Origin of the sequence: Sulfuriferula plumbiphila (assembly GCF_009938015.1) — a bacterium.
Lineage (GTDB): Bacteria > Pseudomonadota > Gammaproteobacteria > Burkholderiales > Sulfuriferulaceae > Sulfuriferula > Sulfuriferula plumbiphila.
The window spans coordinates 2,865,925-2,888,608 of record NZ_AP021884.1; the positions used below are offsets into that span (position 1 = coordinate 2,865,925).

At 58.2% G+C, this 22,684-nt stretch carries 23 protein-coding genes; 3 read left to right on the forward strand and 20 right to left on the reverse strand.

Translation table 11 applies throughout. The annotated features are described in order from the left end of the window. Window positions 1–75 precede the first annotated feature (75 nt). The 14 genes from GZH91_RS14815 to GZH91_RS14880 all read right to left on the reverse strand — a co-directional run bounded on the left by GZH91_RS14815 (window position 76) and on the right by GZH91_RS14880 (window position 12,965). A complete protein-coding gene (locus tag GZH91_RS14815) occupies window positions 76–471 on the reverse strand; it encodes a DsrE family protein (protein WP_147070096.1) in 396 nt (131 codons plus the stop codon). Then, entirely contained in the window at window positions 471–917 is a 447-nt protein-coding gene (locus GZH91_RS14820) for a glycine cleavage system protein H (RefSeq protein ID WP_147070095.1), read from the reverse strand. The genes GZH91_RS14815 and GZH91_RS14820 overlap by 1 nt, the downstream gene beginning before the upstream one ends. A 121-nt stretch (window positions 918–1,038) precedes the next feature. Beyond that, on the reverse strand, window positions 1,039–1,950 hold the full coding sequence (locus GZH91_RS14825; RefSeq protein WP_147070093.1) for a CoB--CoM heterodisulfide reductase iron-sulfur subunit B family protein: 912 nt from the start codon (window positions 1,948–1,950) through the stop codon (window positions 1,039–1,041). Then, window positions 1,943–2,713 (reverse strand): 4Fe-4S dicluster domain-containing protein, encoded by a 771-nt coding sequence (locus GZH91_RS14830; protein WP_147070091.1) that lies wholly within the window; start codon window positions 2,711–2,713, stop codon window positions 1,943–1,945. Before GZH91_RS14830 ends, GZH91_RS14825 begins: the two co-directional genes overlap by 8 nt. A 70-nt stretch (window positions 2,714–2,783) precedes the next feature. Continuing rightward, window positions 2,784–3,656, reverse strand: a complete 873-nt coding sequence (locus tag GZH91_RS14835; RefSeq protein WP_147070089.1) for a hypothetical protein — start codon at window positions 3,654–3,656, stop codon at window positions 2,784–2,786. Further along, the gene (locus tag GZH91_RS14840) at window positions 3,631–4,680 is read right to left on the reverse strand and encodes a CoB--CoM heterodisulfide reductase iron-sulfur subunit A family protein (protein ID WP_147070087.1); all 1,050 of its coding nucleotides are present in this window, start codon (window positions 4,678–4,680) and stop codon (window positions 3,631–3,633) included. Before GZH91_RS14840 ends, GZH91_RS14835 begins: the two co-directional genes overlap by 26 nt. Continuing rightward, the gene (locus GZH91_RS14845; protein ID WP_147070085.1) at window positions 4,681–6,024 is read right to left on the reverse strand and encodes a heterodisulfide reductase-related iron-sulfur binding cluster; all 1,344 of its coding nucleotides are present in this window, start codon (window positions 6,022–6,024) and stop codon (window positions 4,681–4,683) included. 50 nt (window positions 6,025–6,074) lie between these two features. Next, complete coding sequence (locus tag GZH91_RS14850) at window positions 6,075–6,758, reverse strand: 4Fe-4S dicluster domain-containing protein (RefSeq protein WP_198415327.1); 684 nt, start codon at window positions 6,756–6,758, stop codon at window positions 6,075–6,077. Between the two features lie 266 nt (window positions 6,759–7,024). Next, window positions 7,025–7,534 (reverse strand): sulfur carrier protein DsrE2, encoded by a 510-nt coding sequence (gene dsrE2, locus GZH91_RS14855; protein ID WP_147070083.1) that lies wholly within the window; start codon window positions 7,532–7,534, stop codon window positions 7,025–7,027. 89 nt (window positions 7,535–7,623) lie between these two features. Continuing rightward, window positions 7,624–7,851: a sulfurtransferase TusA family protein gene (locus GZH91_RS14860; RefSeq protein WP_147070081.1), complete on the reverse strand. Its 228-nt coding sequence runs from the start codon at window positions 7,849–7,851 to the stop codon at window positions 7,624–7,626. Window positions 7,852–7,947: 96 nt separating this feature from the next. After that, window positions 7,948–8,271: a rhodanese-like domain-containing protein gene (locus tag GZH91_RS14865; RefSeq protein WP_147070079.1), complete on the reverse strand. Its 324-nt coding sequence runs from the start codon at window positions 8,269–8,271 to the stop codon at window positions 7,948–7,950. A gap of 85 nt (window positions 8,272–8,356) precedes the next feature. Further along, window positions 8,357–9,292, reverse strand: coding sequence for a dimethyl sulfoxide reductase anchor subunit family protein (locus tag GZH91_RS14870; RefSeq protein WP_147070077.1), 936 nt, complete (start codon window positions 9,290–9,292; stop codon window positions 8,357–8,359). A 29-nt stretch (window positions 9,293–9,321) separates the two neighbouring features. Next, window positions 9,322–10,017, reverse strand: coding sequence for a 4Fe-4S dicluster domain-containing protein (locus tag GZH91_RS14875; protein WP_147070076.1), 696 nt, complete (start codon window positions 10,015–10,017; stop codon window positions 9,322–9,324). Between the two features lie 68 nt (window positions 10,018–10,085). Next, a complete protein-coding gene (locus GZH91_RS14880) occupies window positions 10,086–12,965 on the reverse strand; it encodes a molybdopterin oxidoreductase family protein (RefSeq protein WP_147070074.1) in 2,880 nt (959 codons plus the stop codon). 274 nt (window positions 12,966–13,239) lie between these two features. Between GZH91_RS14880 and GZH91_RS14885 the strand changes: the two genes are divergently transcribed. Continuing rightward, window positions 13,240–13,545, forward strand: a complete 306-nt coding sequence (locus GZH91_RS14885; protein ID WP_147070072.1) for a hypothetical protein — start codon at window positions 13,240–13,242, stop codon at window positions 13,543–13,545. A gap of 1 nt (window position 13,546) precedes the next feature. Here the strand turns inward: GZH91_RS14885 and GZH91_RS14890 are convergent, their stop codons facing one another. Genes GZH91_RS14890 through GZH91_RS14915 form a run of 6 tightly spaced genes read right to left on the reverse strand, consistent with a single transcriptional unit; the run spans window position 13,547 to window position 20,208 of the window. Then, window positions 13,547–15,049 (reverse strand): BatD family protein, encoded by a 1,503-nt coding sequence (locus tag GZH91_RS14890; RefSeq protein ID WP_147070070.1) that lies wholly within the window; start codon window positions 15,047–15,049, stop codon window positions 13,547–13,549. Next, window positions 15,043–16,845, reverse strand: a complete 1,803-nt coding sequence (locus GZH91_RS14895; RefSeq protein WP_161984292.1) for a VWA domain-containing protein — start codon at window positions 16,843–16,845, stop codon at window positions 15,043–15,045. Before GZH91_RS14895 ends, GZH91_RS14890 begins: the two co-directional genes overlap by 7 nt. Further along, the gene (locus GZH91_RS14900; protein ID WP_147070066.1) at window positions 16,842–17,822 is read right to left on the reverse strand and encodes a VWA domain-containing protein; all 981 of its coding nucleotides are present in this window, start codon (window positions 17,820–17,822) and stop codon (window positions 16,842–16,844) included. The genes GZH91_RS14895 and GZH91_RS14900 overlap by 4 nt, the downstream gene beginning before the upstream one ends. Next, window positions 17,816–18,262 (reverse strand): hypothetical protein, encoded by a 447-nt coding sequence (locus GZH91_RS14905; protein ID WP_147070064.1) that lies wholly within the window; start codon window positions 18,260–18,262, stop codon window positions 17,816–17,818. Before GZH91_RS14905 ends, GZH91_RS14900 begins: the two co-directional genes overlap by 7 nt. Continuing rightward, entirely contained in the window at window positions 18,259–19,236 is a 978-nt protein-coding gene (locus GZH91_RS14910; protein WP_147070062.1) for a DUF58 domain-containing protein, read from the reverse strand. The genes GZH91_RS14905 and GZH91_RS14910 overlap by 4 nt, the downstream gene beginning before the upstream one ends. 12 nt (window positions 19,237–19,248) lie before the next feature. After that, window positions 19,249–20,208, reverse strand: a complete 960-nt coding sequence (locus tag GZH91_RS14915; protein ID WP_223264455.1) for an AAA family ATPase — start codon at window positions 20,206–20,208, stop codon at window positions 19,249–19,251. A gap of 84 nt (window positions 20,209–20,292) precedes the next feature. Between GZH91_RS14915 and GZH91_RS14920 the strand changes: the two genes are divergently transcribed. After that, the gene (locus tag GZH91_RS14920) at window positions 20,293–21,240 is read left to right on the forward strand and encodes a chromate resistance protein ChrB domain-containing protein (RefSeq protein ID WP_147070060.1); all 948 of its coding nucleotides are present in this window, start codon (window positions 20,293–20,295) and stop codon (window positions 21,238–21,240) included. Window positions 21,241–21,255: 15 nt separating this feature from the next. Beyond that, complete coding sequence (chrA, locus tag GZH91_RS14925) at window positions 21,256–22,629, forward strand: chromate efflux transporter (protein WP_147070058.1); 1,374 nt, start codon at window positions 21,256–21,258, stop codon at window positions 22,627–22,629. The last annotated feature ends 55 nt before the right edge of the window (window positions 22,630–22,684 follow it).

Here is a 22,684-nt window from a genome sequence, read left to right on the forward strand (position 1 = left end):
AACATTTAGTGTCTGCAACGTTTTTTTGCAAACGGTTCCGCAAAATCAAGCGAAATTCTGGTCCATAGCGTCAAATCAGAAGTACATGGATTTGTCGCTACTCAAAATCAAATCGGCAAGTGCACCCGCATTGGATACCTCATCAATCTCAGCAATGATATCGCTGACATCGAGCTCGTAGCCAGGCATCGCCGGCTTGCACAGGTGCAATTTTACCCCAGCCGCTTTGGCATCGCGAATAAATTCAAGGATGGTTTTGCCACCTTTCATCGCCGAAAGATTTTCTGCCACACCTCTTTTGGCCAGCATTACGCCTTCCATGGTGAAAAAGATGTGCACATCGGAATCCATCGAAGCGAGTATTGAGCCGATATAAAACGGCGTGGCGCATCGGTGCGGCGTTGATGGACCGCTGGTCATGACGATGACAACGGATTTTTCCTCGTTGTCCAGATAATGCTGGTCTGCCATCAGCGTGCACCTCGTTCACAGTGTAGGTCTTCACGCCGGGTACGCTCGCAGTACCCGGCTTGCGCTGCATCCCCTGTCAACATGACGGACAGGGCTTGTTCCACGGTGCCAGAAGGCCTTACACGCGCAATCCATGCTTCGTAGGGTTCGATATTCAGCAGATTCGGGTCTTCCAGCACGCTGTGATTGGCTGCTTCGATTACGCAATCGAATACGTTAGGCACGGGACCTGCCCATTTGCCGCTCTCTATGGTGGCGACGGGTTTACCGACAGGGCGCAAGGTACCTGGGCGGCGCACGCGCACATGCAGAATTTTTCCCGCCACGGTTTGCGAAATATCCGTCATGCCCACCGTCAGACTACCGTCTTCCTCGCGGCGTGCCCAAATCTGGTATTGGTCATCATAGTAGAGTTCCGGGCGGAACTCGCAGCCATTGCATTCCATATTGTTGTGTTATGGCGCGTTTATTTGGTTGGCTAAAATAACAGGCTAAAATAACTTGGGCGCGGTGTACGCGCCCAATTATTACCGGCCCGCGGATTGCGGCGCAGGCCGCGCTTGGTGCTTAGACTACGCCCTTGGCATGGAGGAAATCCAGGGAGTCACTGACGTTTTCATGCACACCCAGTTTGCGTGCCGACAACCCCATGGCCAGACCCAGCAGCTGGGTAAAGTACAGAATTTTCACGTTGGTCTTGATGCCGAATTCGGTTTCGGCGCGCACCTGATGCATTTCCAGGCCGGAGTGACAGGTCGGGCATTCAGTAGCAATCACTTCCGCACCGGCGTCTTCCGCAGCCTGGATGATATTCAGCACCAGCTGGGTAGACGTATCCGCATCGGACAGGGTATGCGCACCACCACAACATGCGGTCTTCAGCGGGAAGTCCACATTGATTGCTCCAGCCGCACCGAGCAGGTCATCCATAAAGTGCGGTTTGTAGCTGGACTCGGAACCGGGCCCCTGATCTTTTTCAGGAAAAATCTGGCGCGGACGCGTGTACATGCAACCGTAGTAGTTAGCTATCTTGATACCATTCAGACTCTTGGAGATTTTCTGCTTGATCCCTTCGGTACCCAGATCCTCCATCAGCCACTCGAGCAGGTGAATGGTCCGCACATCACCCTTGTATACCGGATCGTCGGATTTTTTAGCCAAACCCTGCAGGGTTTTCAGTGATTCATCCGAGGTGGCCAGTTCGTACTCGGCCTTTTTCAGGTTGTGATAGCAGCCGTTGCAGGGAGCCATGACCGTGTCGTAACCCATTTGCTCACTGGCGATCGCCATGTTGCGGGCGGACATGTAGGTTTGCAGCATGGGGTGAACGTTTTTCACTTCCATCGCGCCACAGCAGTTCCAGTCCTGCAGAGTTTCCATTTCCAGACCGAGGCTCTTGACCAGCGCACGGGTGGAACGATCATAAGGGCCGCCGGAACCTTCCAGCGCACAACCCGGATAGTAGGCAACTTTAGCCATGTGCCAACTCCTTCTGTTCTTTCACATACTGTTTCAATACGTCACCGGTACGACCCCAGGACTTCGTTTTTGGCTTGAAGAACATCGACAGCCCCATATGCAGCGAATGCATGATGGGGGTGCGGGACAGGAATCTGATCACATTGCCCTGGCGCAATTCAGTCCATTTGTTCATGCGCGCAACAAAAATACCCAGCCAGCCATGCAGCGCCATTTGCATCATGTCCTGCTTGGAATTCTTGAAGAAATTGCTCATGACTTCAGAGTCTTCAATGCGACCACGTTCCAGACACTGACGGGTAAACTCCTCGTCAAAAATGCTGGAATTGGATTTGCTGCCGTAACCCTCTTCTTCGATCCAGTGCGCCAGGGCTTTCATTACCCCTTCCGGACGCACGTCTTTCGGACAGATATTGGTGCATTTGTTGCAGGACACGCACTGCCAGATGATGTCCTTGTCCTTGAGGAGCTCATCCTTGAGGCCGAGACGGACCAGATAAATCCAGTAGCGCGGGTTGAAGTCGGTATTCTGCGCATACATCGTGCAGGAGTTGGTGCAGGAACCACACTGCCAGCAGCGGTGAACGTTCTCGGCACCGGAATACGTTTTGATTTTTGTTTCAAAATCATCATCATAATCCTTCAGCGTGCGCGGCAGGATCATGGTGTTCCAGTGACCTGACACGTCCACACCGTCTACCACTAATTTGTCGCTGGTAATCAGGCGATCGGCGTCGATCAGTGTTTTTTCGTGAATTGCCATCGAAGTTTCTCCTAAAATCTAAAACCCGGGAGCACCAGCTGCCCCATTTTAATTTCGCGCAAGCATGGACCTACCGGGCCATGTCGCGCTTGACCCTGGACTGTCCGGCTTTGCGTTCTGCATCTATTCCGAGAAACTTTTTCAACTGCTCCTGCGGGGTTATACCCCGGCCAAAATCTGCGCTCAGCATACCTTCCGCCATCGAGCGGAAATATTCGGAGTAAGCCTGTGCCAGTATCAGATCAATCCAGAACGGCACATCTTTGTACAGGCCCTGCCCGGCAATCTGCTCCGCCAGCCAGGCTCGCGCACCCTCGAACATTTCCGGGCTATTACCCAGCGGCACGTCAGGCAGGGAGTCATTACCCCGGATAAATTCGCGTAATGCGCCACTTACCGTATTCTGGTCCCACACCCAGCGCGTCATCAGCGGATACTTCACCGGATTATTGAAGTGAAGCATCTCCGCACCGAAATCAAATGCCGCACGCCGATTTTTTGCAGCCTGCTTGCGCGTTTCCTTGTCTGCCGTTTCGTCTAGCGGCACGATCCCGGAAAATTTCTGCAGCCGTTCAGCCAGCGCCATATTTCCGTACAGCAGTTCCTGAATCGCTCCGCGCGTAACTTCAACACCCAAAGCCTGCAGCGCAGGGAATACCCGGCGCCGGGCGGAAAACACCGTTTCCAGCAACGCTTCGATGCCATCCATCGACAACGACGGCAAGGCTTGTGCGTTCAGCAAACCGGAAAACAGCTGGCTCTTCATCCGCAGGCTGGCCAGCAGGGCTTCCAGCTCCACGCCTTCTTCTGCCTGCCGTCCTAGTTGCGCAAAGTGCTGCTGGAACTGCCCGGGATCAAGCGCAACTGGCAGCGCGGCAGGCACAATCGCGTCAGCCTCACCGGCAGGAACCGCGCTGTCAGGCTGCTTTTTGAACCAGAGCATTCATGTCACCAACAGCGCGCATGGCCATAGCCAGACCATGAGAGATGCTGGTATCAATATCTTCCGGGCCCAACGCTGCGCCGCCCACATAAATACCGCGGCGCGTGCTGCTAAAACTGCTGGTGTACTGTTCGCCTTTTTCAACGAAACCGTGTTTTTCCAGGCCGATACCAAACACTTTGGCAAGCTCAGGGTTTTCCTCGCTTGGATCCATGCCAATGGCATGAACCACGATGTCCATCGGGATGACGATAGGACGCTTTACCAGCGTGTCTTCACCCTTGACCAGCAGACGGTTATCGGCAGATCTGGTAACCTCGGCGATACGCGCCTTGACGAACTTGGTCTTGTATTCTTCCTGGGATTTCCAGTAGAACTTGTCTTCGTACAAGCCAAAAGTCCGGATATCCATGTAATAGATGAACACGTCTGTTTGCGGGGAGATTTCCTTGATTTCCATGGCCAGATTGGTGGATACGGTACAGCAAATCTTCGAGCACCACTCGCGACCGATCTGGCGATCACGCGAACCAACGCACAACAGGATCGCCACGCGTTCGGGCACACGCCCATCGGACGGGCAGGCAATCTTGCCGCTGGACACCATTTGTTCCATCTGGGTGGTGGTCAGCACATCCTCGTAGGTGCCGAAGCCCCACTCAGGCTTGTTAATTGAATCAAAATGGGTGAAGCCGGTGCCGAGAATGATGCTACCGACATTGACACTTTGACCATTCGACAGGGTCACGGTGAAATTACCTGCTTCGCCTTCCACTTTCACCACTTTGGTGGACTTGTGAATGGTCACATTGGCATTGTCTTCAACACGCTTGACCATGCGACCGATGGCGTCCTTGGCCCATTCGCCGGATGGCACCAGCTTGGCGTAGCCGGACAGGATGGGCGCGCCACCCAGAACAGCCTCTTTTTCAACCAGAACAACCTTCTTGCCAATAGAGGCTACGCCAGCCGCGGCGGACAGGCCCGTGGGGCCTGCGCCCACAACCAAAACAGTATCAGACATTTAGCTCGCTCCTAGTGCCAATTCAGGGTTATACAAGTATTCAATATTGCCGGCCTCGACTTCCTTGAGGTATGCCTCGAAGGTTTTCTTGGCTTCGGTCCAGGACATGCCCATTTTCTCCACCAGCTCCTCGCAGGGGGAAGCGTGCCATTGCAGCTGCACAATCTTGAACGGATCGGCTCCACAGGCGAGCGCAGCAAATTGCACATCAGCCATGATAGGCACGGCGAAATCATTGTCGTGCGCCTTGCCGATCCACTGGTTCTTGTCCATGGTGGTAATGCAACCGGTGTCGATGCCCAGCATCACGTCTGCGTTGGCCTCTTCGCGCGCCACACGAATCTTGCGATCCATGGTGAAGGAACGGGTGAATTCACGTTCGGAAATGATGTGACGGAAGCCGAAGCCGCAACAGTCGTACCAGGTGGAGTAGTCGATCAGCTGCGCACCAAGGGCCAGCGCAACGGAGCTGCCCACAGCAGTGCGGTTGCCACCCAGCACGCTGGGGTCGTAAATCGCATCCTCGTGCACCATCTTGTAATAGTGGCAGGCCGCGTGCATGGTGACGCGGATGTTGGACACGTCGATGGTCTGCAGTTCGGAAGCGATACGGTTGCGCATCACGTGCACCCACTCGGAGTAATGGATGATTTCTTCCGGGATCACCAGCTTGCCGTCCACCAGTCGCCCCAGCTTGCCCAGTATCTTGGTGACGCGTTCGCGCAGTTCGGCGGATTCGACCAGGTACTTGCGGATTTCCTTGTAGTTGCCGAAGGAGGTGCCGCAATGCACCAGCGGGAAGAAGTGGCCTGCCTCGAAACCATGCTGCTTGCCGGAGATGTAGGCCTGGTGGAAGTTGCGCATGAACACGGCGGCCAGGGATTCGACGTTGCCGATGCCGGAGCCGTGGTAATTCCAGGCGGTACAGGAGGTCTGGTCGGTTTCATCGAGGTAGTCCTTGCCGGGCTCGAAACCAAACTTGTTCATGAACCACAGCAGTGAAGTCGGGTAGCCGGGAATATTGCCGCACTGTCCGCAGGATTTGTGGTGCCACAGCTGCATGGTTGGCACTTTTTTGGTCCAGCCGAACAGGGTCTGCACTTCAACCGGTTTATGTGCATCGGTGATGCGATGAACGATGATCTGCCCATCCTTCTCCAGCTCCCACATGTGATCGCGAATGTCATCCATGCGCTCACCGAGATCGACGGTGCGCTTGTCTACGTGCTTGCGCACCCACTCGGTCGCTTTTGCGGCTTCGGCTCCGGAGAGGCTGGTTTGCTGGAAGAAAGAACCGTGTCCAGCTATGCCTTGGGTTTCGTTGCTATCCACAATATTGCTCATGGTCAAGCTCCTGAATTAAATGTGCTTAGTCTTAAGGTCGAGCCGAACAATCAGTTGTCTTCCTGCTCTTCCAGCCACTCTTCGTACTCTTCGCGCTTCTCGTCGATGAAATCTTCGATTACGTCAAACAGGTTTTCGTCCATTGCTTCCAGCGAGGACAATACGCCGGTCATTTCCCAGATGGTATACATCTCAACCGAAGTTTTCAGCGAGACTTCCCAGGCGGTATCGGTGGTCTGCAGCGTGCGCACCGGAATTGCCTTGCGCAGCGTCTTGAGATCGCCCTCAACTTTTTGGATATTGGGGCCCCAGTCAGGGAAGTGATCCGGCTGAATCATGTCTGGCGAGAGCTGATTGCCAGTAGTGATAAGCTTCAGCATCACACGACCAAATGGGCGCAGCACGTCCTTGGCAGACTGCATTCCATGCTTGATGGACACTTCACGCATGATCATCACCAGGCCGCCCGGGGAATTCTTGAACGGACAGCGCGCAGCGCAAGTCATGCACTGGGCACACGCCCAGATTTTTTCCTGCATCGCGTCATAAATTTGCTCAACATTCTCGGTCCAGAGCAGCTGAACGATTTCGCGCGGGCTGTAATCATAAAATTGAGCGGACGGACATGTAGCGGTGCAAATACCGCAATTCAGGCAGCCGTTCAACTCATGATCGTAGCGGAAGTCGCTACGAATATCGTCATAAATTTCGCGCATTTCAGCGTAAGTTGCCATATGCACCCCTTCGGTTAACCATGCCAAATAGTTGACAAAACTGGTAAGGTATTACCTTACGCCAAGTATATAAAATTTCAAGCCAAAGCCACACAAAGCCTGATCATAGGCCATACTCGAATATGACAGACGGCGCACGCAGACGTTCCGTCGAAGTGACAGCCTGGCATGGTCAACCAAACCGTTGAGGCGAACAGCCGGGGATTGTGTCCCCGGCCTTAACTACCCGTTGCGGCACATCGTTCCCTGCGCGACAACCCAGAACATTAAATGTACAAACAAATATCCGATTCACCGGCAAACTCAAAAAACGTGGCAGCACCACCGTATTCCAAACCGTCAATGAAGTCGCCGTGCTCAAAACCGAACAGCTCAACCGTCATCTGGCAGGCAATGAATTTAACGTCGGCCTCCTGGCACATTTCACGCAGATCAGGGATAGTAGCCACGCCGTTGTTTTTGATGGTTTGCTTCATCAGGCTGGTTGCCACAGACTCATAGCCAGGCACCAAAGACTGCACTGCGTTAGGGATATTCCAGTTTATGCCACGGAACCACTTGGGACCGAAAGGCATCTTCATCGGCATACCCGGGTTACCCAGCGGGCTTACCTTGAGAACAGACATGTCCTTGCGCAGCAACTGCAAACCATAGAACGTAAAGAAAATCTGCACTTCGTAGTCCAGCGCCGCTGCGGTCGACGCCAGAATAAACGGCGGATATGCCCAGTCCAGAGTACCTTTGGTTGCGATGATAGCGAGTTTCTTCTGATCCATGCCTGCCTCCTATAATGTTTAAGGTTTAGACTCTGCGCCTAAATACCCAACGCCCTGCCACCCTAACCGGCCAATTATAATTGTTTTAATTATTTCTTTTTCATGAAGAAAGTATACTCGCCACCCGCCTCGGCAGAAGACAACAATTCATTGCCGGTCTGCTTTGAAAAAGCCTGAAAATCCTTAATCGCCCCCGGGTCGGTTGCGACAATTTTCAGCACCTGGCCGCTTGGCATGTCAGCCAGCGATTTTTTGCAGCGCAGAATCGGCAATGGGCAGTTTAAACCACGGGCGTCGAGTTCTTTATCGAAATTCATCCTAAAATCTCCTTAGTGTCTAAAAAATGGAAAGCGCTGAAACATAAACCAGTCAGGCGATAATTGCAACCACCCGCACTTCCTGCCCAACGATCCTCATGCCACAGCAGCCAGCGGCTTTCCGGAACGCATCCAGCCCATAATCCCGCCCTGCAGGTTATAGACGTTCCCAAAACCTTTAGCCGCCATAAATGCACATGCCTGCGCCGAACGGCCTCCAGACTGGCAATAAAACACCACCGGCTTGTCCTGCGGTATATCTTGCGCCTTGATGGGCAATAAATGCAGCGGAAGGTGCATGGCGTTGTCAATCATGCCGCGTGACACTTCGGCATCCGTGCGCACGTCAATCAGCACGCATGCGCCCGAGGTTTTCAACGTTTCGAGTCCTGCCGCATCCACTTCCTTGAAGCCGTACATAGTCGCCTGCTCCGCTGCTACAGTTTAAAGAATGCTAATATAGCAAAATACTACTGTTCTGCAAATACTCTGTTAAAGTTTTGTTTCAGCAATGCTGGGCGCCGTGATACAGATTAATCACGTGGCGCGCCTCGGCAAAAAACAACCAGCGCTCAGCCACCATTCCCAGCAATGCCGTCACCGCAGCAGCGTAAATCGCGACGCTGACGTCGCCACCCAGTGTCAGAATCAGTGCCGGCATAACAAAACCGGCTACGAACACGAAGGCTTTTAGCACCAGAGAAAATTGGCGCGCCACCTGGAAACCGAACTCCTGGGTCAGAAAGGTACCATGGGTGTGCCCCGTATCCAGCAGTCTGACCGTGCCTCGCGTAAAACCGGTGGCGGTCTTGATGGTAGGACCTGCCCCCGGACCGGCAATCCAGAAATAATAGATTGCCTTGAGTGAAGCGGCTACCACCAGCAAGGCCAGCACCAGTGACACATAGCCCGTCAGTACCACGCTGCCATGGCCTGCCACGGCAAGCAACAGCAACGCGCCTGTAAAATGCCCTAGCGTCAGGTAATTGGCTGGCACCAGTGGTGAATTCCACTGCCGGATAGTTTTCAGGCAGCCGTAGATCATGCCGGTGCTGAACAGGGTGATCCACGCCAACAATGTAGCGAGCGCACCAGCCGTCAGGCGCAACACTTCCAGTTCAGGCACCACCAGCCAGGTCAGCCCCAGGTAAATTATCGCAAATGGGTAAAACGCCATGGCGAACACGCCTTCCCGTGACAACCAGGAGGTACGGAAACGGTTGAAGGCACGCCAGGCATTTTTAGGGTTGGCAAGGTGGAACATGGACGAAGCCAGGCCCGCCGCCACCAGCACCAGGGCCAGCGCGCCCGCCACCAGTTTTTGCTCGATTGGCAGGCCGCCGCTCAAACCAAACAGATCGGTCAGATACAGCAATGCAAACAAACCAAAGCCGGCGCCAGAGCTGACGGTGAAAAATATGACAGAAAATGCGGGATGCATTCGAATTCCCTTATGACGAGTGCGCGAAATTAACGCTTTACAATACGGTTGGCGATGCCTTTGATCTTATCCTTGAAACCGGGCTTGCCCAGGTTTTCTGTCGGAATCGGCTTGGCCTTACGTACCGGCAAATAATGGTTGGTCGGGTTATAGCCCAATTCAGGCATTAATTGATAGCCGCCGCGTTCACGCACCACGCTACTGACTGCGGAATTGGGATCATCCAGATCGCCAAACATGCGCGCGTGCGCCGGGCAGGTCAGCACACAGGCCGGCTGGCGCTCTTCCATCGGGATTTGCTGATCATAGATGCGATCCACGCACAGCGTGCATTTTTTCATGGTGCCGGATTCACGATCCAGCTCACGCGCACCATAAGGGCACGCCCACGAGCAATAATTGCAGCCCATGCACTTGTTTTGATCCACCAGCACGATGCCATCTTCGGCGCGCTTGTAAGAAGCTCCGGTAGGGCACACGGTAACGCAGTCGGCGTCCTCGCAATGCATGCACGACATCGGAAAATTGATGGTTTTGTTGTTGGGGTACTCACCCACTTCGTAGCTGCGAATGCGGTTGAACCAGACGCCCGAAGGCTCCGCGCCATAGGGTTGGTAGTCGGTCAAGGGCGCGGTGGTGCCGGAGGCGTTCCACTCCTTGCAGGCGATGGCGCAGGCATGGCAACCCACGCATACGTCAAGGTCAATAACGAGGCCTAGTCTCATGTTGATACTTTCAAATTAATCAAGCCGGGCGGCAGTGCCACCCGGCGAATTAGGGATCGGGCTGATTGTTATTCGCCGGGCTTGTCGTCGCTGCGGGTACTGTAGCGCAACACATCCGGACGCGCACCATCGTCCCACGGCAACGGCTTGAGGGCCGGGAATTCCGGCCAGCTGCCGGTTTCACCAGGCAGGGCCTTGGAAATCTTGACACGCAGGTCAAACCACGCAGCCTGCCCGGTAACCGGATCGGAATTGGTAATGCGGCGTTCGCCCTGCCTGGCAGGCAGCAACTCGGAAATCAGGTGGTTGAGCAGAAAGCCTTTTGTAGCCTCCGAGGCATTCGGCTTCAGACCCCATGCGCCACCTTGCTTGCCGATGGCGTTCCAGGTCCAGATGGTGTTTTCCTGGGTGCCTTCCATGGTACGCATCTGGCAGCGAATCTTGCCGTTGTGCGACTCGACCCAGATCCAGTCATCGTCCTGCAACCCCATACGGGCAGCCTGGCCACGATTCATGTACATGTAGTTCTGCGCCAGAATCTGGCGCAGCCACACGTTCTGCGAATCCCAGGAATGGTACATCAGCATGGGGCGCTGAGTCAGGGCGAAGAAGGGATATTCGTTCTCGTCCACACGCTCCTGCTCAAGCGGCTTGTACCACAGCGGCAGCGGATCGAAATACTTGGCCAGGCGCTCGCGGTCAGTCTGGTTGTTGGGCTGCGGGCCGTTGTACAAACCTTGTCCGGCGAGGCGAAATTTTTGCAGCGGCTCGGAATAAACCTGCATGATGATGGGCTCGGACTTGCCGATGAAACCCACCTCCGCCGCGACGTCCAGATATTCCTTATTGGCGAAGCGGTTATATTTCTGGCTGTCCGGCCAGTGGTGAGCGAAGAACGATTCGTTCTCGATATATTTTTCCCACTGCTTCGGATTCGGCTCGCCCTTGAGGGACTTCTCGCCGTTCTTGCCGCGCCAGCCGGCAAGGAAGCCGACACCAGGCGAGCGCTCGTAGTTGACGATGAAATCGGGATAATTCTTGAACTTGCGCGTACCGTCCGCATTGGTAAATGCCGGGAATTTGAGGCGCGAGGCCATTTCCACCAATACCTCTTGCCACGGGCGCACGTCGCGATCGAGCTTGATCAGCGGGTAGCGAATTGCGTCGGCCGCCGCATCGGGCTCGGAAATCGGGCGATCCAGTAACGAGATGGTGTCGTGGCGCTCCAGATACGTGGTATCCGGCAGTACCAGATCGGCAAAGTTGACCATTTCGGAATGGAACGCATCCACCACCACCAGGAACGGAATCTTGTGCTGGCCGGGTTCTTCCGGGTCTTTCTCGCGCAACATGTCCTGGACATTTTTGGTGTTCATGGTGGAATTCCACGCCATGTTCGACATGAACAGCATCAACGTATCAATCGCATACGGGTCATGGTTGGTGGCGTTGGTAATCACCATGTGCATGAGGCCGTGCGAAGCAATGGGAATCTCCCAGGAATATGCCTTGTCGATGCGCAGCGGATTGCCGTCGGCGTCTATCACCAGATCTTCCGGACGCATCGGAAAGCCGAGCGGTGTGCGCGACAGCGGCGTGTTGGGCGCATTGATCACGTCCAGGCTGTTTTCCGGCAACTGATGCGGGGGCACCGGTTTGGGATAAGGCGCCCGTGCACGGAAATTGCCCGGACCGTCCAGCGCGCCCAGCAGCATCTGGATCAAATGCACTGCGCGGCAGGCATGGAAACCATTGGAGTGCGCGGAAATGCCGCGCATGGCATACATCGCCACCGGCCGGCCAATTACCTTGTCATGCTTGCGGCCCCAGCTGTCGGTCCACTCGATATCCAGTTCGACAGTTTCCTTGAATGCCACATGCGCCATTTCCAGCGCCATACGTTCGATGGTTTCGGCCGCCACGCCACACTCTTCGGCGACATTTTCCGGCGCGTAGCGATCGTCCAGATAGCGCTCGGCGGTGAGGCTCATCACGGTGCGTACCGGGCGGCCATCAGGCGCGACGAAATCGCCGAACAACGCCGGCGCGATGTCCTTGTCCAGAGCGTTGACGAAGGCTTCCTTTTCCATATCCCACACCAGCGGGTTGCCCGCCTCATCGCGCAGAAACAGCCCGTTGCCTTGCTGCCCCGGCGTATCGACGACCAGCCAGGCGCAGTTGGTATAGCGGATCAGGAATTCCCAGTCGAACAACTCGCGCGACAGCAGCACATGCACCACCGACAAGGCCAGCAGACCATCCATGCCGGGCTTGATCGGGACCCATTCGTCGGCAATGGCGGAGTAGCCGGTACGCACCGGATTCACCGAGACGAACTTGCCGCCGTGGCGCTTGAGTTTTTCCAGGCCGATCTTGATCGGGTTGGAGGAATGGTCCTCTGCCACCCCCCACATGATGAAATACTTGGCGTAATCCCAGTCCGGCGCGCCGAATTCCCAGAACGAAAAGCCGATGGAATAGAGCCCGGCAGCCGCCATGTTAACCGAGCAAAAGCCGCCATGCGCCGCCCAGTTGGGTGTGCCGAACTGCTGCGCCCACAGGCCGGTGAGCGCCTGCATCTGGTCGCGCCCGGTGAAAAAGGCTAATTTGGAAGGATCCGTCGCACGAATGTTGCCCAGACGCTCGGTGAGCATATCCAGCGCTTCATCCCACTCGATTTCCACAAATTCGCCGGCGCCGCGCTCGGATCCCGGCTTGCGCAGCAGCGGCTTGCGCAGCTTGGCGGCGGAGTACTGCTTCATGATCCCCGCCGAGCCCTTGGCGCACAGCACGCCCTGGTTGGTTGGATGGTTGCGGTTACCCTGGATGAAGCGGACCTTGTCCTCCTCCAGCGTGACTTTGATACCGCAGCGGCAGGCACACATATAGCAGGTGGTGAACTTGATTTCCTGCTTGTCGTGATTTTCGATTTTGACGATAGCGTTCATTAACTGATTGATTATTCTTGATTGATTAAATAGTAGCGTATTATATTCTTCTAATATTGTCGCTTACATTCCACTCACTAGGCAAACCGTTCATTTTATAGCCCCATAAAATATTTTTGGTAAATTTTATTTGGCTTTAATGGCCCTGGCCGCGCATTGTGAGGCCAGAAATTACATGTTAGAGTATTAGCAATTTCTATATTCTTCTGTGCTAGGCCGCATTAGCACTTGGGTTCCAACCGAGCACTCGCTCAGCAATTACAGGAGTTTTGCAGTGGACAAGAGCAATTTCAAGGAAAACACCCGTTATACCATTACCTGGCGTGCACCGGACGGGAAAATGCGTCCCGCCAATATCTACGTTTACAAGATGTTCGAGACCGCCATGATTGCGCGCATGACTGACAGCGGCGGCCTTCTGCACAAAATTGCTTATGCCGATGTCATCAAGATTGTCAAGGAAAAGGCCGTGGACAAGGAAAACCAGTTTTCCATTCCCGCCGCCGTGCTGGATGAAAAGGTGTGGAAAGATCGTTCCGTGATGGAGCGTTATTCTTCTTCCCCGCACATGGGCAAGTAAGTCAGTTTGAGTGTTTACGAAAACGGAGCCTGGCGCTCCGTTTTTTATTGTGCCTGACAGTGCGCAACATCGTTATGGCGGACAGATGCAGATCCTGGTAATGTTCCCCATCACGACTCACTCCATAGCAACACGCCTGCAATTGCCGCACCAGTTGCCGCAATCCCGCATTTTCCTCATGGCGCTGCGTCATGGCCGTCAGCCACTGGTTTAATGTGGCAGCGCGCAAGCCGCCATCGCCCGAATCAAAATCACGCAACGCCTGACTCAACTCGCTGCAATTAGCGGCAGTCTCTATCCGCCGCAACGACGCGCGGCGCACCTGCCAACGCCGGTATTGCCGCCAGCAAATATATGCCAGCCACGCCAGCACGGCGAGCAGCATAGCAATCTCCGCAAACCGGGCGAGCTTGTGCCACAGGGGATTGATCACTGTCATGACTGGCGGCTGGATAACAACGGATTCGAGGCGGCCGCTAAGCGGATCGAAATACGGCAACGCCAGCGTCGGCAGGCGCATGTTGCCGGCGTGTAGCGGCTGAAACGGCAGGGTCAGCCGCCAGGTTTGGAGCAGGATGTTGGCGTCGCCAGCCTGCTCAATTTGCGCTGGATAAAAGTGCGATGTGCCATTGTCCGTGAGCGCGGGCAACAATCTGGCCAGACCTTCTGCACTCAGACCGGTGCCGCGCACGGTCAGTATCCAGTTTACCGGGCGGTTGAGCACCAGCGCGCCGGTGGGCAGGTGGGAGTTCACCTCGATTTTGCCGATGGGCACATACACCGGCAGGTAAGCAGGTGCCGGACTGGTGTCGAATTGCAGCGGCGGCAGCGCATAACGCAGTCGATTGCCGAATTTGAGCGCTTCCAGCATCGGCAAATTCACCACGCTGCTGCCCGCACGCAGCGGCATGATGGCCCAGGCCCGGCGATGCACGGTCACTGGCGTGCCATTGAGCGTTTCCTCGTGCTGTGCCGACGCCAACTGGCGGACATGGACGGCTGCGGGTGGCTGCAACCTGAGCGGCGACCATTGCAGGCTGCCGTCGTCGTAGATGTCCAGCTCCAGCCTGGCGCTTTGACGCGCCAGCAGTCGCGCAGGATCAAGGGTGAGTTTGAACTGCACGCGCGGGACATCGCTGCTGGAGGCGTGCACCAGCAGCGCCAGCGGGCGGCTGCTGGCACCAGCAAAACGCAGGGCGGGAAACAGTACGCGCCCGATATGCAGCGGGTACAGCACCAGCGTCATGGTTTGAGCGGTGACTTGTCTGCCGCGTATGGTTTGGGTCCGGGTAGCGGTGGAACGGCTATAAATATCGAAGTCCGCTTGCAGCGCATCGAGTGCCAATCCATCCAGTGACGCCTTGGCATGCTCGGCACGCAAGGTAACGGTAACGGGCTCGCCCAGCGCAATTTCGGATTTGTCCACGCGCGCCTCCAATGCGGCGCTGGCCCATGCCGGCAGGGCCAGCAGCATGAAGCATCCCCAGCGCAGCCACTTCACCACGGCAGTAAGACTCCGTAATCCTGGCTATCGGAGCGCGTATCCAGTTGCAGCAACTGCCTCTGGATGGCTGCGCTTTTGTCAGTGGTCAGTTCGAGCTTTTTCAGTGCCGCGCGCAGCGCTTGCCCCGACTCCGGCACTGCAGGTGGCGCAGCGATTCGGCTGTCCAAAGAGGCCTGGTGCGCCGCCAGCTGCCTATCGGACAGATCAATTTCGGCCGCGGTTTTTTTGTCCGCATCCAGAATGAAGACCGGCTGATTGCCGATCTCCTGGTTCAGTTCGCCGCCGACCTGGCTACCATGCCGCCCGAGTATGCCGGATGCGTTCTGCTTTCCCGCTGCCACCAATTTCCCTGCGGTCAAGGCAAGATTGGCGCCCGCATTGGCGTCCCGGGGCCGTAGCTTGAGCACGCCCTGATACGCATCCGCTGCCGCACGAAAATTGCCTGCCGCGAAATAGCTGTTGCCCAGGTTATACAGCGCATCGGCGCGCAGTTCCGCGCTGCTCGCCGTCAGCATGGCGCGGGTGAACTGGCTGACCGCCGCGGCATAATCGCGGCGCCGATACGCCGCCGCACCCGCGCCCATGGTTGCCGGGTAGCCCTGCATACGCCCATACAGGGCCTGCGCCTCGACATAATTGCCGCTGCGGTAAGCAGCGTAGGCAGCCTGCGCGGTGTCAGCGTCTGCTGCGCGGACGTTCGGCACCACCCCGCCCCAGGCCACCACGCCCACCAATAACCAGCCCGCGGCCTCAGGCCGAATGGCGCGCTGCCACAGCGGGAAATGTAGAAATACCAGCAGCAACCATGCCGGCAGCAAACACCATGCGTACAGCTCGCGCCAGGTTTGCGCCGGATCAACCGGGTGTGGATTGCCCGGCAAACCCAAAATGCCGCGGTCATACAATGCCCCCCAGTCGGCATCGCCATCCTGCACGGTTTGGTAAGCGCCGCCACCCAAACGCGCCAGCGCGGCGAAGCCATTCTCATCCAGGCGGCTGGTCACCGCGCTGCCGTCCTGCCTGACAACGCCGCCATCGGGCAGGGGAATGGTTGCGCCAGCGGGTGTTCCCACACCCAGCACATACAGCGGCAGGTCAGCCCGTTGCAGCCTGCGCGCGGCCTCCAGTGCGGCGGCACCCGCACTGCCGGAGAGTGCGCTGGCATCGCCATCGGTGAGTAGCAGCACCGCGCCGCGTTTGCCCGCGCTTTGCGCCAGCAGCGTTTGCCGCGCCAGCTTGAGCGCAGCGGCGATATTGCTGCCCGGTGTATCAAACAGGGTCGGCTGCGCCAGCGGCACACAGGCGCGCAACGCATCCATGTCACGGGTGAGCGGCATCAACAGCCCGGCGCTGCCGGAAAACACGATCAGCCCGACCCGTTCGCCATGCAGACGCGGCAATAAATCGAGCAACTTCAATCTGGCGCGCTGCAAACGTTGCGGCGACACATCCTGCGCCAGCATGGAAGGCGATACATCCAGCACCACCATCACATTCAGCTCATGGTGCAATACTGCGGCCCTTTGTTCCGGCGTGGTGACCAGCGGCAGGCGTGGGCCGGCAGCGGCGCAGGCAAGCAGCCCCCAGGCCAGCACATTGGCTAAGCTGCGCCATTTCCCGGATGCAACGCCGAACGACCCGCGCATTGCCCACGGCAGCAAATGCGCATCGGCATAATGCAGCACGCGGCCCCGGCGCCAGCGCAGCAGCGCCGCCATCAACAGCGGCTGCAAGGCCAGCACCAGCCACCACGGGTTGCGCCAGTCCAGTTGCGCGAGCTCGCCCAGGCTGATCATGCTGCTACCCTGCGTATCTGGCTCACACGCCCGAGGCTGAATAGCACCCCGGCCAGCAACAGCGGCAACAGATACCATGCCTGCACCACCCGGCGGGTGGCGGGACGCACGACGGTTTTTTCACGCTGGCCGATGTCGTGAATGACGCTTTGCAGCGCACCACGATTGCCCGCCTGATAATAATGCCCGCCGGTTGCTGCGGCGATTTGCGCCAGTCCCGGTGCGTCGGCCAGGGTATGGGCGGGCGCACCGGGCCGCCCGGCGGCAAACAGGTCGCCGCCAATCTGCACGGTGTAAATCGGCACCCCCATGTGGCGCGCGAGCGCGACTGCCTCGCCGGGGGTGATATCGCCTGCGGTACTGTCACCATCGGTAAACAGGAGCAGCGCCGGGCGCAGGCGCGGCTGCGCGCGCAATTGCTTGAGCGCCAGTCCGATGGCGTCGCCGATGGCCGTGTCGTCACCGGCAATGCCGACCTGCAGGCGCGCCAGCATGGCGCGTACCAGGTCGAGGTCAAACGTCGGCGGCACCAGGGTGCCGGTCACGCTGCCAAACGCAATCAGGCCAAAACGATCGCCCTGGCGCCCGGCCACAAAGCGGGTCACGATGTCCTTGAGCACGGACAGACGTTCCACCGGCTGGCCATCCAGCTCAAAATCGGTGATGCCCATGCTCTTGGAAGTATCCACCAGCAGCACGATTTCGCGCCCTTGCGGCGTCTCCGGTATCCAGTCACCGATCCATTGCGGCTGCGACAACGCCAGAATCAGGCAGACCAAGGCCAGAAAATTTAGCCAAAACGCCAGACGCGCGTTAGCCGGTGCCGCGTCGCGGCCTTGCGGCAACCGATCGAAATCAGGATGCACCAGCGCCACGCTGACCGTCTCCTGGCTGACGCGCCCACGCCGCCGCAGCACGGCAAGCACGAGCAGGGGCAACAGCAACCCCAGCCAGGCGGGATGCGCCAGGCTCAGCATCGGCCTGCTCGCTGCAGCCAGATGTCGGCCTGGTTAAACAGGCGCGTCCATTGACTGTCATCCAGGCTGGCTCCGGCCTGATAACGTAGCGTATCCAGACGGGTTACGCTGTCTGCCCAGTCTGGGTGCTCGGCTATAGGCAGGGCAGGCGGCGGCTGGTCGGCGTTTAGCTGCTGCAGCTGCAATCCCTGCCGCAGCTCGAACGCCAGGCGATAGGCAGCCTCGTGCTGGCTCACACGGCCCGCAGCGCACGCTTGCCTGAGCTGCTGCAGACGCTTGCGGCAAGCGCGGACACAGCGTCCGCGCCAGCGCATCCATACTCCCAGCAGCACCAGCGTCGCCACCCCCAAAACCAGCCACCACGCGCTGTAGCTGGTAGCGTCGAGCACCGGCCCGACCGGCCCGATGATGTCAATCAAACCGCTGGTCGGATCGTTCATGACAGGCGCATTTGCTGCAGCAGCGCAAACGGGTCGGCGTCGGCCAGCAGGCATTGCAGGCGCACGCCGATGCGTCGAAACAGCGCCTGCTGCGCAGCATGACTGCTGCTGGCCTGCGCCTGATATGCCGCACGCACCTCGCGCCTGCCGGTATCTAGCCAGCACCGCGCCGGAGAGGCCGCATCCTGAAACGCAACCAACCCGACATTGGGCAGCGCCTGCTCGGCTACATCCAGCACCTGTATCGCCTGTACCTGGTGGCGGCTGGCCAGGCGCAGCAGGGCAGGCAAATCAGCCTCGCACAGTGCATGGAAATCGCTGATCAACACCACCCTGGAGCCACGCGCTAACAGCGCATCCAGCTGCATGAGCAATTCTGCAAAGGGCGGCATTGCCGCGGCAACCGGATCCGCCAGCGGCGGGCACGGCGCAATCGCCGCCTGCGCCAGCTGCATCGCGCCCGCTGCGCCATTGCGACCGGGCAGCGTCATCGTGCCGGGCTGCCAGATCGTGCCGCCGATACACGTGTTCGCACCCGCAGCGCCAAAGCCGAGGGTGGCCGCAATGCGCGCGGCTTGCGTTACTTTCAGGCGCGAGCGAGTGCCGAAACGCATGCTCGGGCCGCGGTCGATCACCACATGCAGGGCAGGCTGGTGTTCTTCCCGGTAAATCTTGATGTGCGCCCGGGCGGTGCGCGCCGTGGTGCGCCAATCCATGCCGCGCACGTCGTCGCCAGGCTGATAGGGCCGCGCTTCCTCGAAATCCAGCCCGCTGCCCAGATACGCCGAGCGGAAGTCCCCGGCTTGCCGGTGCAGTGACTCCCTGACATGGGGCGCTCCCTGCTGCGCCCGGGTGCGCTGCATGAGCTGGGCAAGCTCTCCCGCATCCAGCAACGGCGCGTGCGTATCCACCGCATCGGGCTGGCCAACGCTTATGGCAACCAGGCGCTGCCCCAGTGAGGCCAGCTTAGCCAATAATGCTTGCACCTAAGGTACCGCTACCGCATCCAGCAAAGCCTGGAGCAGGCTATTGCGCGACACTTTTTCCATGCGCGCGTTAAAGCTCGGGATGATGCGATGGCGCAGGCAGTCTGCGGCAATGGCATGAATGTCGTCCGGGATGACATATTCCCTGCCCTGCAAATAGGCATGGGCGCAGGCCGCATGGGCGATGGCGAGGGAAGCGCGCGGGCTGGCGCCGACCTCGATCATGCCGGCCTGCTCCGGCAGCCAGTGGGCGATATCGCGCGTCGCCCCGACCAGGGTCACGATATAGCGTTCCAGCTCACTGTCCAGATGAATCTTTCTCACTTCCGCGCGCGCTGCCAGCACGGTCTGCACATCCACTTTAATCCCGGATTCCGTACCGGCGGCATGGCCCATACGGTCGCGTTGCAGTATGCGCAACTCATCCTCCGCACTGGGATAGGTCAGCTCGACATGCAACAGAAAGCGGTCAAGCTGCGCCTCCGGCAAGGGGTAGGTGCCGGCCTGCTCCAGCGGGTTTTGCGTGGCCAGGACCATGAACAGGGGCGGCAACGGCCGGGTCACGCCTCCCACCGTGATCTGCTGTTCCTGCATGGCTTCCAGCAAGGCGGACTGCACTTTGGCCGGCGCCCGGTTGATTTCGTCCGCCAGAATGATTTCATGAAACAGCGGCCCCTCGACAAAACAGAAGCTGCCCGCCTGGGGATTGTAGATATCGGTGCCGGTCAGATCCCCCGGGAGCAGATCGGGGGTGAACTGGATGCGCTGGAAGCGGGCGTGTACGCCGCTGGCCAGTGCCTTCACCGCCGTGGTTTTGGCCAGACCGGGCAAGCCTTCCAGCAGCAGATGGCCGCCCGCCAGCAAACCGATCACCAGCCGGTCCAGCAAGGCTGACTGACCGACTATGATAGTTTCCAGAGATTGGCGCAGCGCGATGATTTTTGGCTGATTCAGCATCATTCGTTCCTAATTTTGGACAGCGCGCCGTCACGCGGGATGATTATGATAGTGTAATCATATCTACATATATGTAGAATAGTTAATATGAACCACAACGATGCCTGGCTGGCCCTGATCACCAGCCTGCCCACCCGCAACGCTACCGTCCGCATGCGCATCTGGCGCGCGCTCAAAGCCCTGGGCTGCGCCGTGCTGCGCGACGGCGTGTATCTGCTTCCGGATCATCTATCCGCAAGGCCGGCGCTACAGGCACAGGCCGCCGAGACACTTGCTGCTGGCGGCACTGCGCAGGTGGTCGGGATCAGCGCGACCGACCCGCAGCAAGCTGCCGCGTTCCGCGCGCTGTTTGATCGCAGCGCAGAATACACGCAATTGAAAAACGCGGTTGACGCTTTCATACACACGCTTGCCACGCTCGATGCGGTTGCGGCCAAACGCACACTTGGCCGCTTGCGGCGTGATTTTGAGGCTATCGCCGCCATCGATTATTTCCCGGCCGCTGCGCGCGCGCAAGTCGCCGCCGAACTGGCGCAGGCGGAAGCGGCCTATCAGGCACACATCAACCCGGACGAACCGCATGCAGCGACAGGCAGCATCCAGCGCTTGCCCAATGCCGAATACCAGAACCGCACCTGGGCCACGCGCAGGCAGCTGTGGGTGGATCGTATGGCCAGCGCCTGGCTGATCCACCGATTTATCGATCGCCAGCCTGTATTCATATGGCTGGAGCGGCCGCAGGATTGTCCGCAGGACGCCCTCGGCTTCGATTTTGACGGCGGCGCTTTCACCCATGTCGGCAATCGGGTCACATTCGAAGTCCTGCTCGCCAGTTTCGGTCTGGAACACGACCCGGCCCTCATCCGCATTGGCGCGCTGGTGCATTACCTGGACGTGGGCGGCATTCCGGTGGCAGAAGCCGCCGGGCTGGAAATCGTGCTCAAGGCCATGCAGACGCGCTGCCCGGACGACGACGCCCTGCTGGTAGAAGCCTCCAGGCTGTTTGACGACCTGTATGCGGCATTCACCCTCTGATAACTAAGGTGCGCCATGCTCCCTGAAACCATCCCTGACACTGCGCCCGCGCCAGTAGGCTTTGGCGAATCGCTCAAATACTGGCTCAAGCTCGGTTTCATCAGCTTCGGCGGCCCGGCCGGGCAGATTGCCATGATGCACCTGGAGCTGGTGGAACGGCGCCGCTGGATTTCCGAGCAGCGCTTTCTGCATGCGCTCAATTACTGCATGCTGCTGCCCGGCCCGGAAGCGCAGCAGCTCGCCACTTACATCGGCTGGCTGATGCACGGGGTAAAAGGCGGGATCGCAGCCGGTGTGCTGTTCGTGCTGCCGTCGCTATTCATCCTGGTTGCGCTCACCTGGATATACGTGTCTTTCGGCAGCCTGCCCGCAGTGGCAGGGATTCTGTACGGCATCAAACCCGCAGTGACCGCCATTGTCGTGTTCGCGGCTTACCGCATCGGTTCGCGTGCGCTCAAGCATGGCGTGCTGTGGGCGATTGCGGCAGCCGCTTTTGTCGCCATTTTTGCGCTCAACATTCCCTTCCCCTACATCGTGCTGGGCGCGGCAGTACTGGGCATGGTCGGTGGCAAAATCATGCCGGACAAATTCAAGGCCGCGGGTGGTCATGGCACATCCGACAAGGACTATGGCGCGGCGCTGATTGACGACGACACGCCCACACCCGGCCATGCACGCTTTTCCTGGGCGCGACTGTCAGCACTGGCAATCATTGGGTTGGTACTCTGGGGCAGCGTGATGGCGCTGCTGTCCGGCCAGCAAACCCTGTTCACCATGGGTGGATTCTTCACCAAGGCCGCGCTGGTGACCTTCGGCGGCGCTTACGCGGTGTTGCCTTACGTGTATCAGGGCGGCGTGGAGCAATACCAGTGGCTCACCGCCCACCAGATGATAGACGGCCTGGCGCTGGGCGAAACCACACCCGGCCCGCTCATCATGGTGGTGGCTTTCGTCGGCTTCATCGGCGGCTGGAGCAAGGCGCTGTTCGGGCCAGACACCTTGTTCTGGGCTGGCGTGGCTGGCGCCAGCGTGGCGACTTTCTTCACCTTCCTGCCCAGCTTTTTATTCATCCTTGCCGGCGGGCCGCTGGTGGAGCGCACCCACGGCGACCTCAAGTTCACCGCGCCGCTCACTGGCATTACAGCAGCAGTCGTCGGGGTGATCCTGAACCTTGCCGTGTTCTTCGCCTATCACGTACTTTGGCCAAATGGCCTGACGCTGCCCGTCAGCACAACAAGCTTGCTGTCCGGGTTTGAGTGGTTCAGCGCATTAGTGGGAATTGCGGCGTTTATTGCCCTGTTCCGCTACAAAACCGGCATCATGCAGGTAATCGGCGCCTGCGCCGCAACCGGTCTTGCTTACTCATTCATCAAACCTCTTCTGAGTTAAATCCATGTTCCTGCATGAACTTTACTTTGACGGTCTGGGCGGGGGCGATGCTGAG

Bases quoted from the DNA above. Each gene is read 5' to 3' on its own strand.
- GZH91_RS14815 (WP_147070096.1), bottom strand. From the start codon at position 471: ATGGCAGACCAGCATTATCTGGACAACGAGGAAAAATCCGTTGTCATC.
- GZH91_RS14820 (WP_147070095.1), bottom strand. From the start codon at position 917: ATGGAATGCAATGGCTGCGAGTTCCGCCCGGAACTCTACTATGATGAC.
- GZH91_RS14825 (WP_147070093.1), bottom strand. From the start codon at position 1,950: ATGGCTAAAGTTGCCTACTATCCGGGTTGTGCGCTGGAAGGTTCCGGC.
- GZH91_RS14830 (WP_147070091.1), bottom strand. From the start codon at position 2,713: ATGGCAATTCACGAAAAAACACTGATCGACGCCGATCGCCTGATTACC.
- GZH91_RS14835 (WP_147070089.1), bottom strand. From the start codon at position 3,656: ATGCTCTGGTTCAAAAAGCAGCCTGACAGCGCGGTTCCTGCCGGTGAG.
- GZH91_RS14840 (WP_147070087.1), bottom strand. From the start codon at position 4,680: ATGTCTGATACTGTTTTGGTTGTGGGCGCAGGCCCCACGGGCCTGTCC.
- GZH91_RS14845 (WP_147070085.1), bottom strand. From the start codon at position 6,024: ATGAGCAATATTGTGGATAGCAACGAAACCCAAGGCATAGCTGGACAC.
- GZH91_RS14850 (WP_198415327.1), bottom strand. From the start codon at position 6,758: ATGGCAACTTACGCTGAAATGCGCGAAATTTATGACGATATTCGTAGC.
- dsrE2 (WP_147070083.1), bottom strand. From the start codon at position 7,534: ATGGATCAGAAGAAACTCGCTATCATCGCAACCAAAGGTACTCTGGAC.
- GZH91_RS14860 (WP_147070081.1), bottom strand. From the start codon at position 7,851: ATGAATTTCGATAAAGAACTCGACGCCCGTGGTTTAAACTGCCCATTG.
- GZH91_RS14865 (WP_147070079.1), bottom strand. From the start codon at position 8,271: ATGTACGGCTTCAAGGAAGTGGATGCGGCAGGACTCGAAACGTTGAAA.
- GZH91_RS14870 (WP_147070077.1), bottom strand. From the start codon at position 9,292: ATGCATCCCGCATTTTCTGTCATATTTTTCACCGTCAGCTCTGGCGCC.
- GZH91_RS14875 (WP_147070076.1), bottom strand. From the start codon at position 10,017: ATGAGACTAGGCCTCGTTATTGACCTTGACGTATGCGTGGGTTGCCAT.
- GZH91_RS14880 (WP_147070074.1), bottom strand. From the start codon at position 12,965: ATGAACGCTATCGTCAAAATCGAAAATCACGACAAGCAGGAAATCAAG.
- GZH91_RS14895 (WP_161984292.1), bottom strand. From the start codon at position 16,845: ATGATCAGCCTGGGCGAGCTCGCGCAACTGGACTGGCGCAACCCGTGG.
- GZH91_RS14900 (WP_147070066.1), bottom strand. From the start codon at position 17,822: ATGCTGAGCCTGGCGCATCCCGCCTGGCTGGGGTTGCTGTTGCCCCTG.
- GZH91_RS14905 (WP_147070064.1), bottom strand. From the start codon at position 18,262: ATGAACGATCCGACCAGCGGTTTGATTGACATCATCGGGCCGGTCGGG.
- GZH91_RS14915 (WP_223264455.1), bottom strand. From the start codon at position 20,208: ATGATGCTGAATCAGCCAAAAATCATCGCGCTGCGCCAATCTCTGGAA.
- GZH91_RS14920 (WP_147070060.1), top strand. From the start codon at position 20,293: ATGAACCACAACGATGCCTGGCTGGCCCTGATCACCAGCCTGCCCACC.
- chrA (WP_147070058.1), top strand. From the start codon at position 21,256: ATGCTCCCTGAAACCATCCCTGACACTGCGCCCGCGCCAGTAGGCTTT.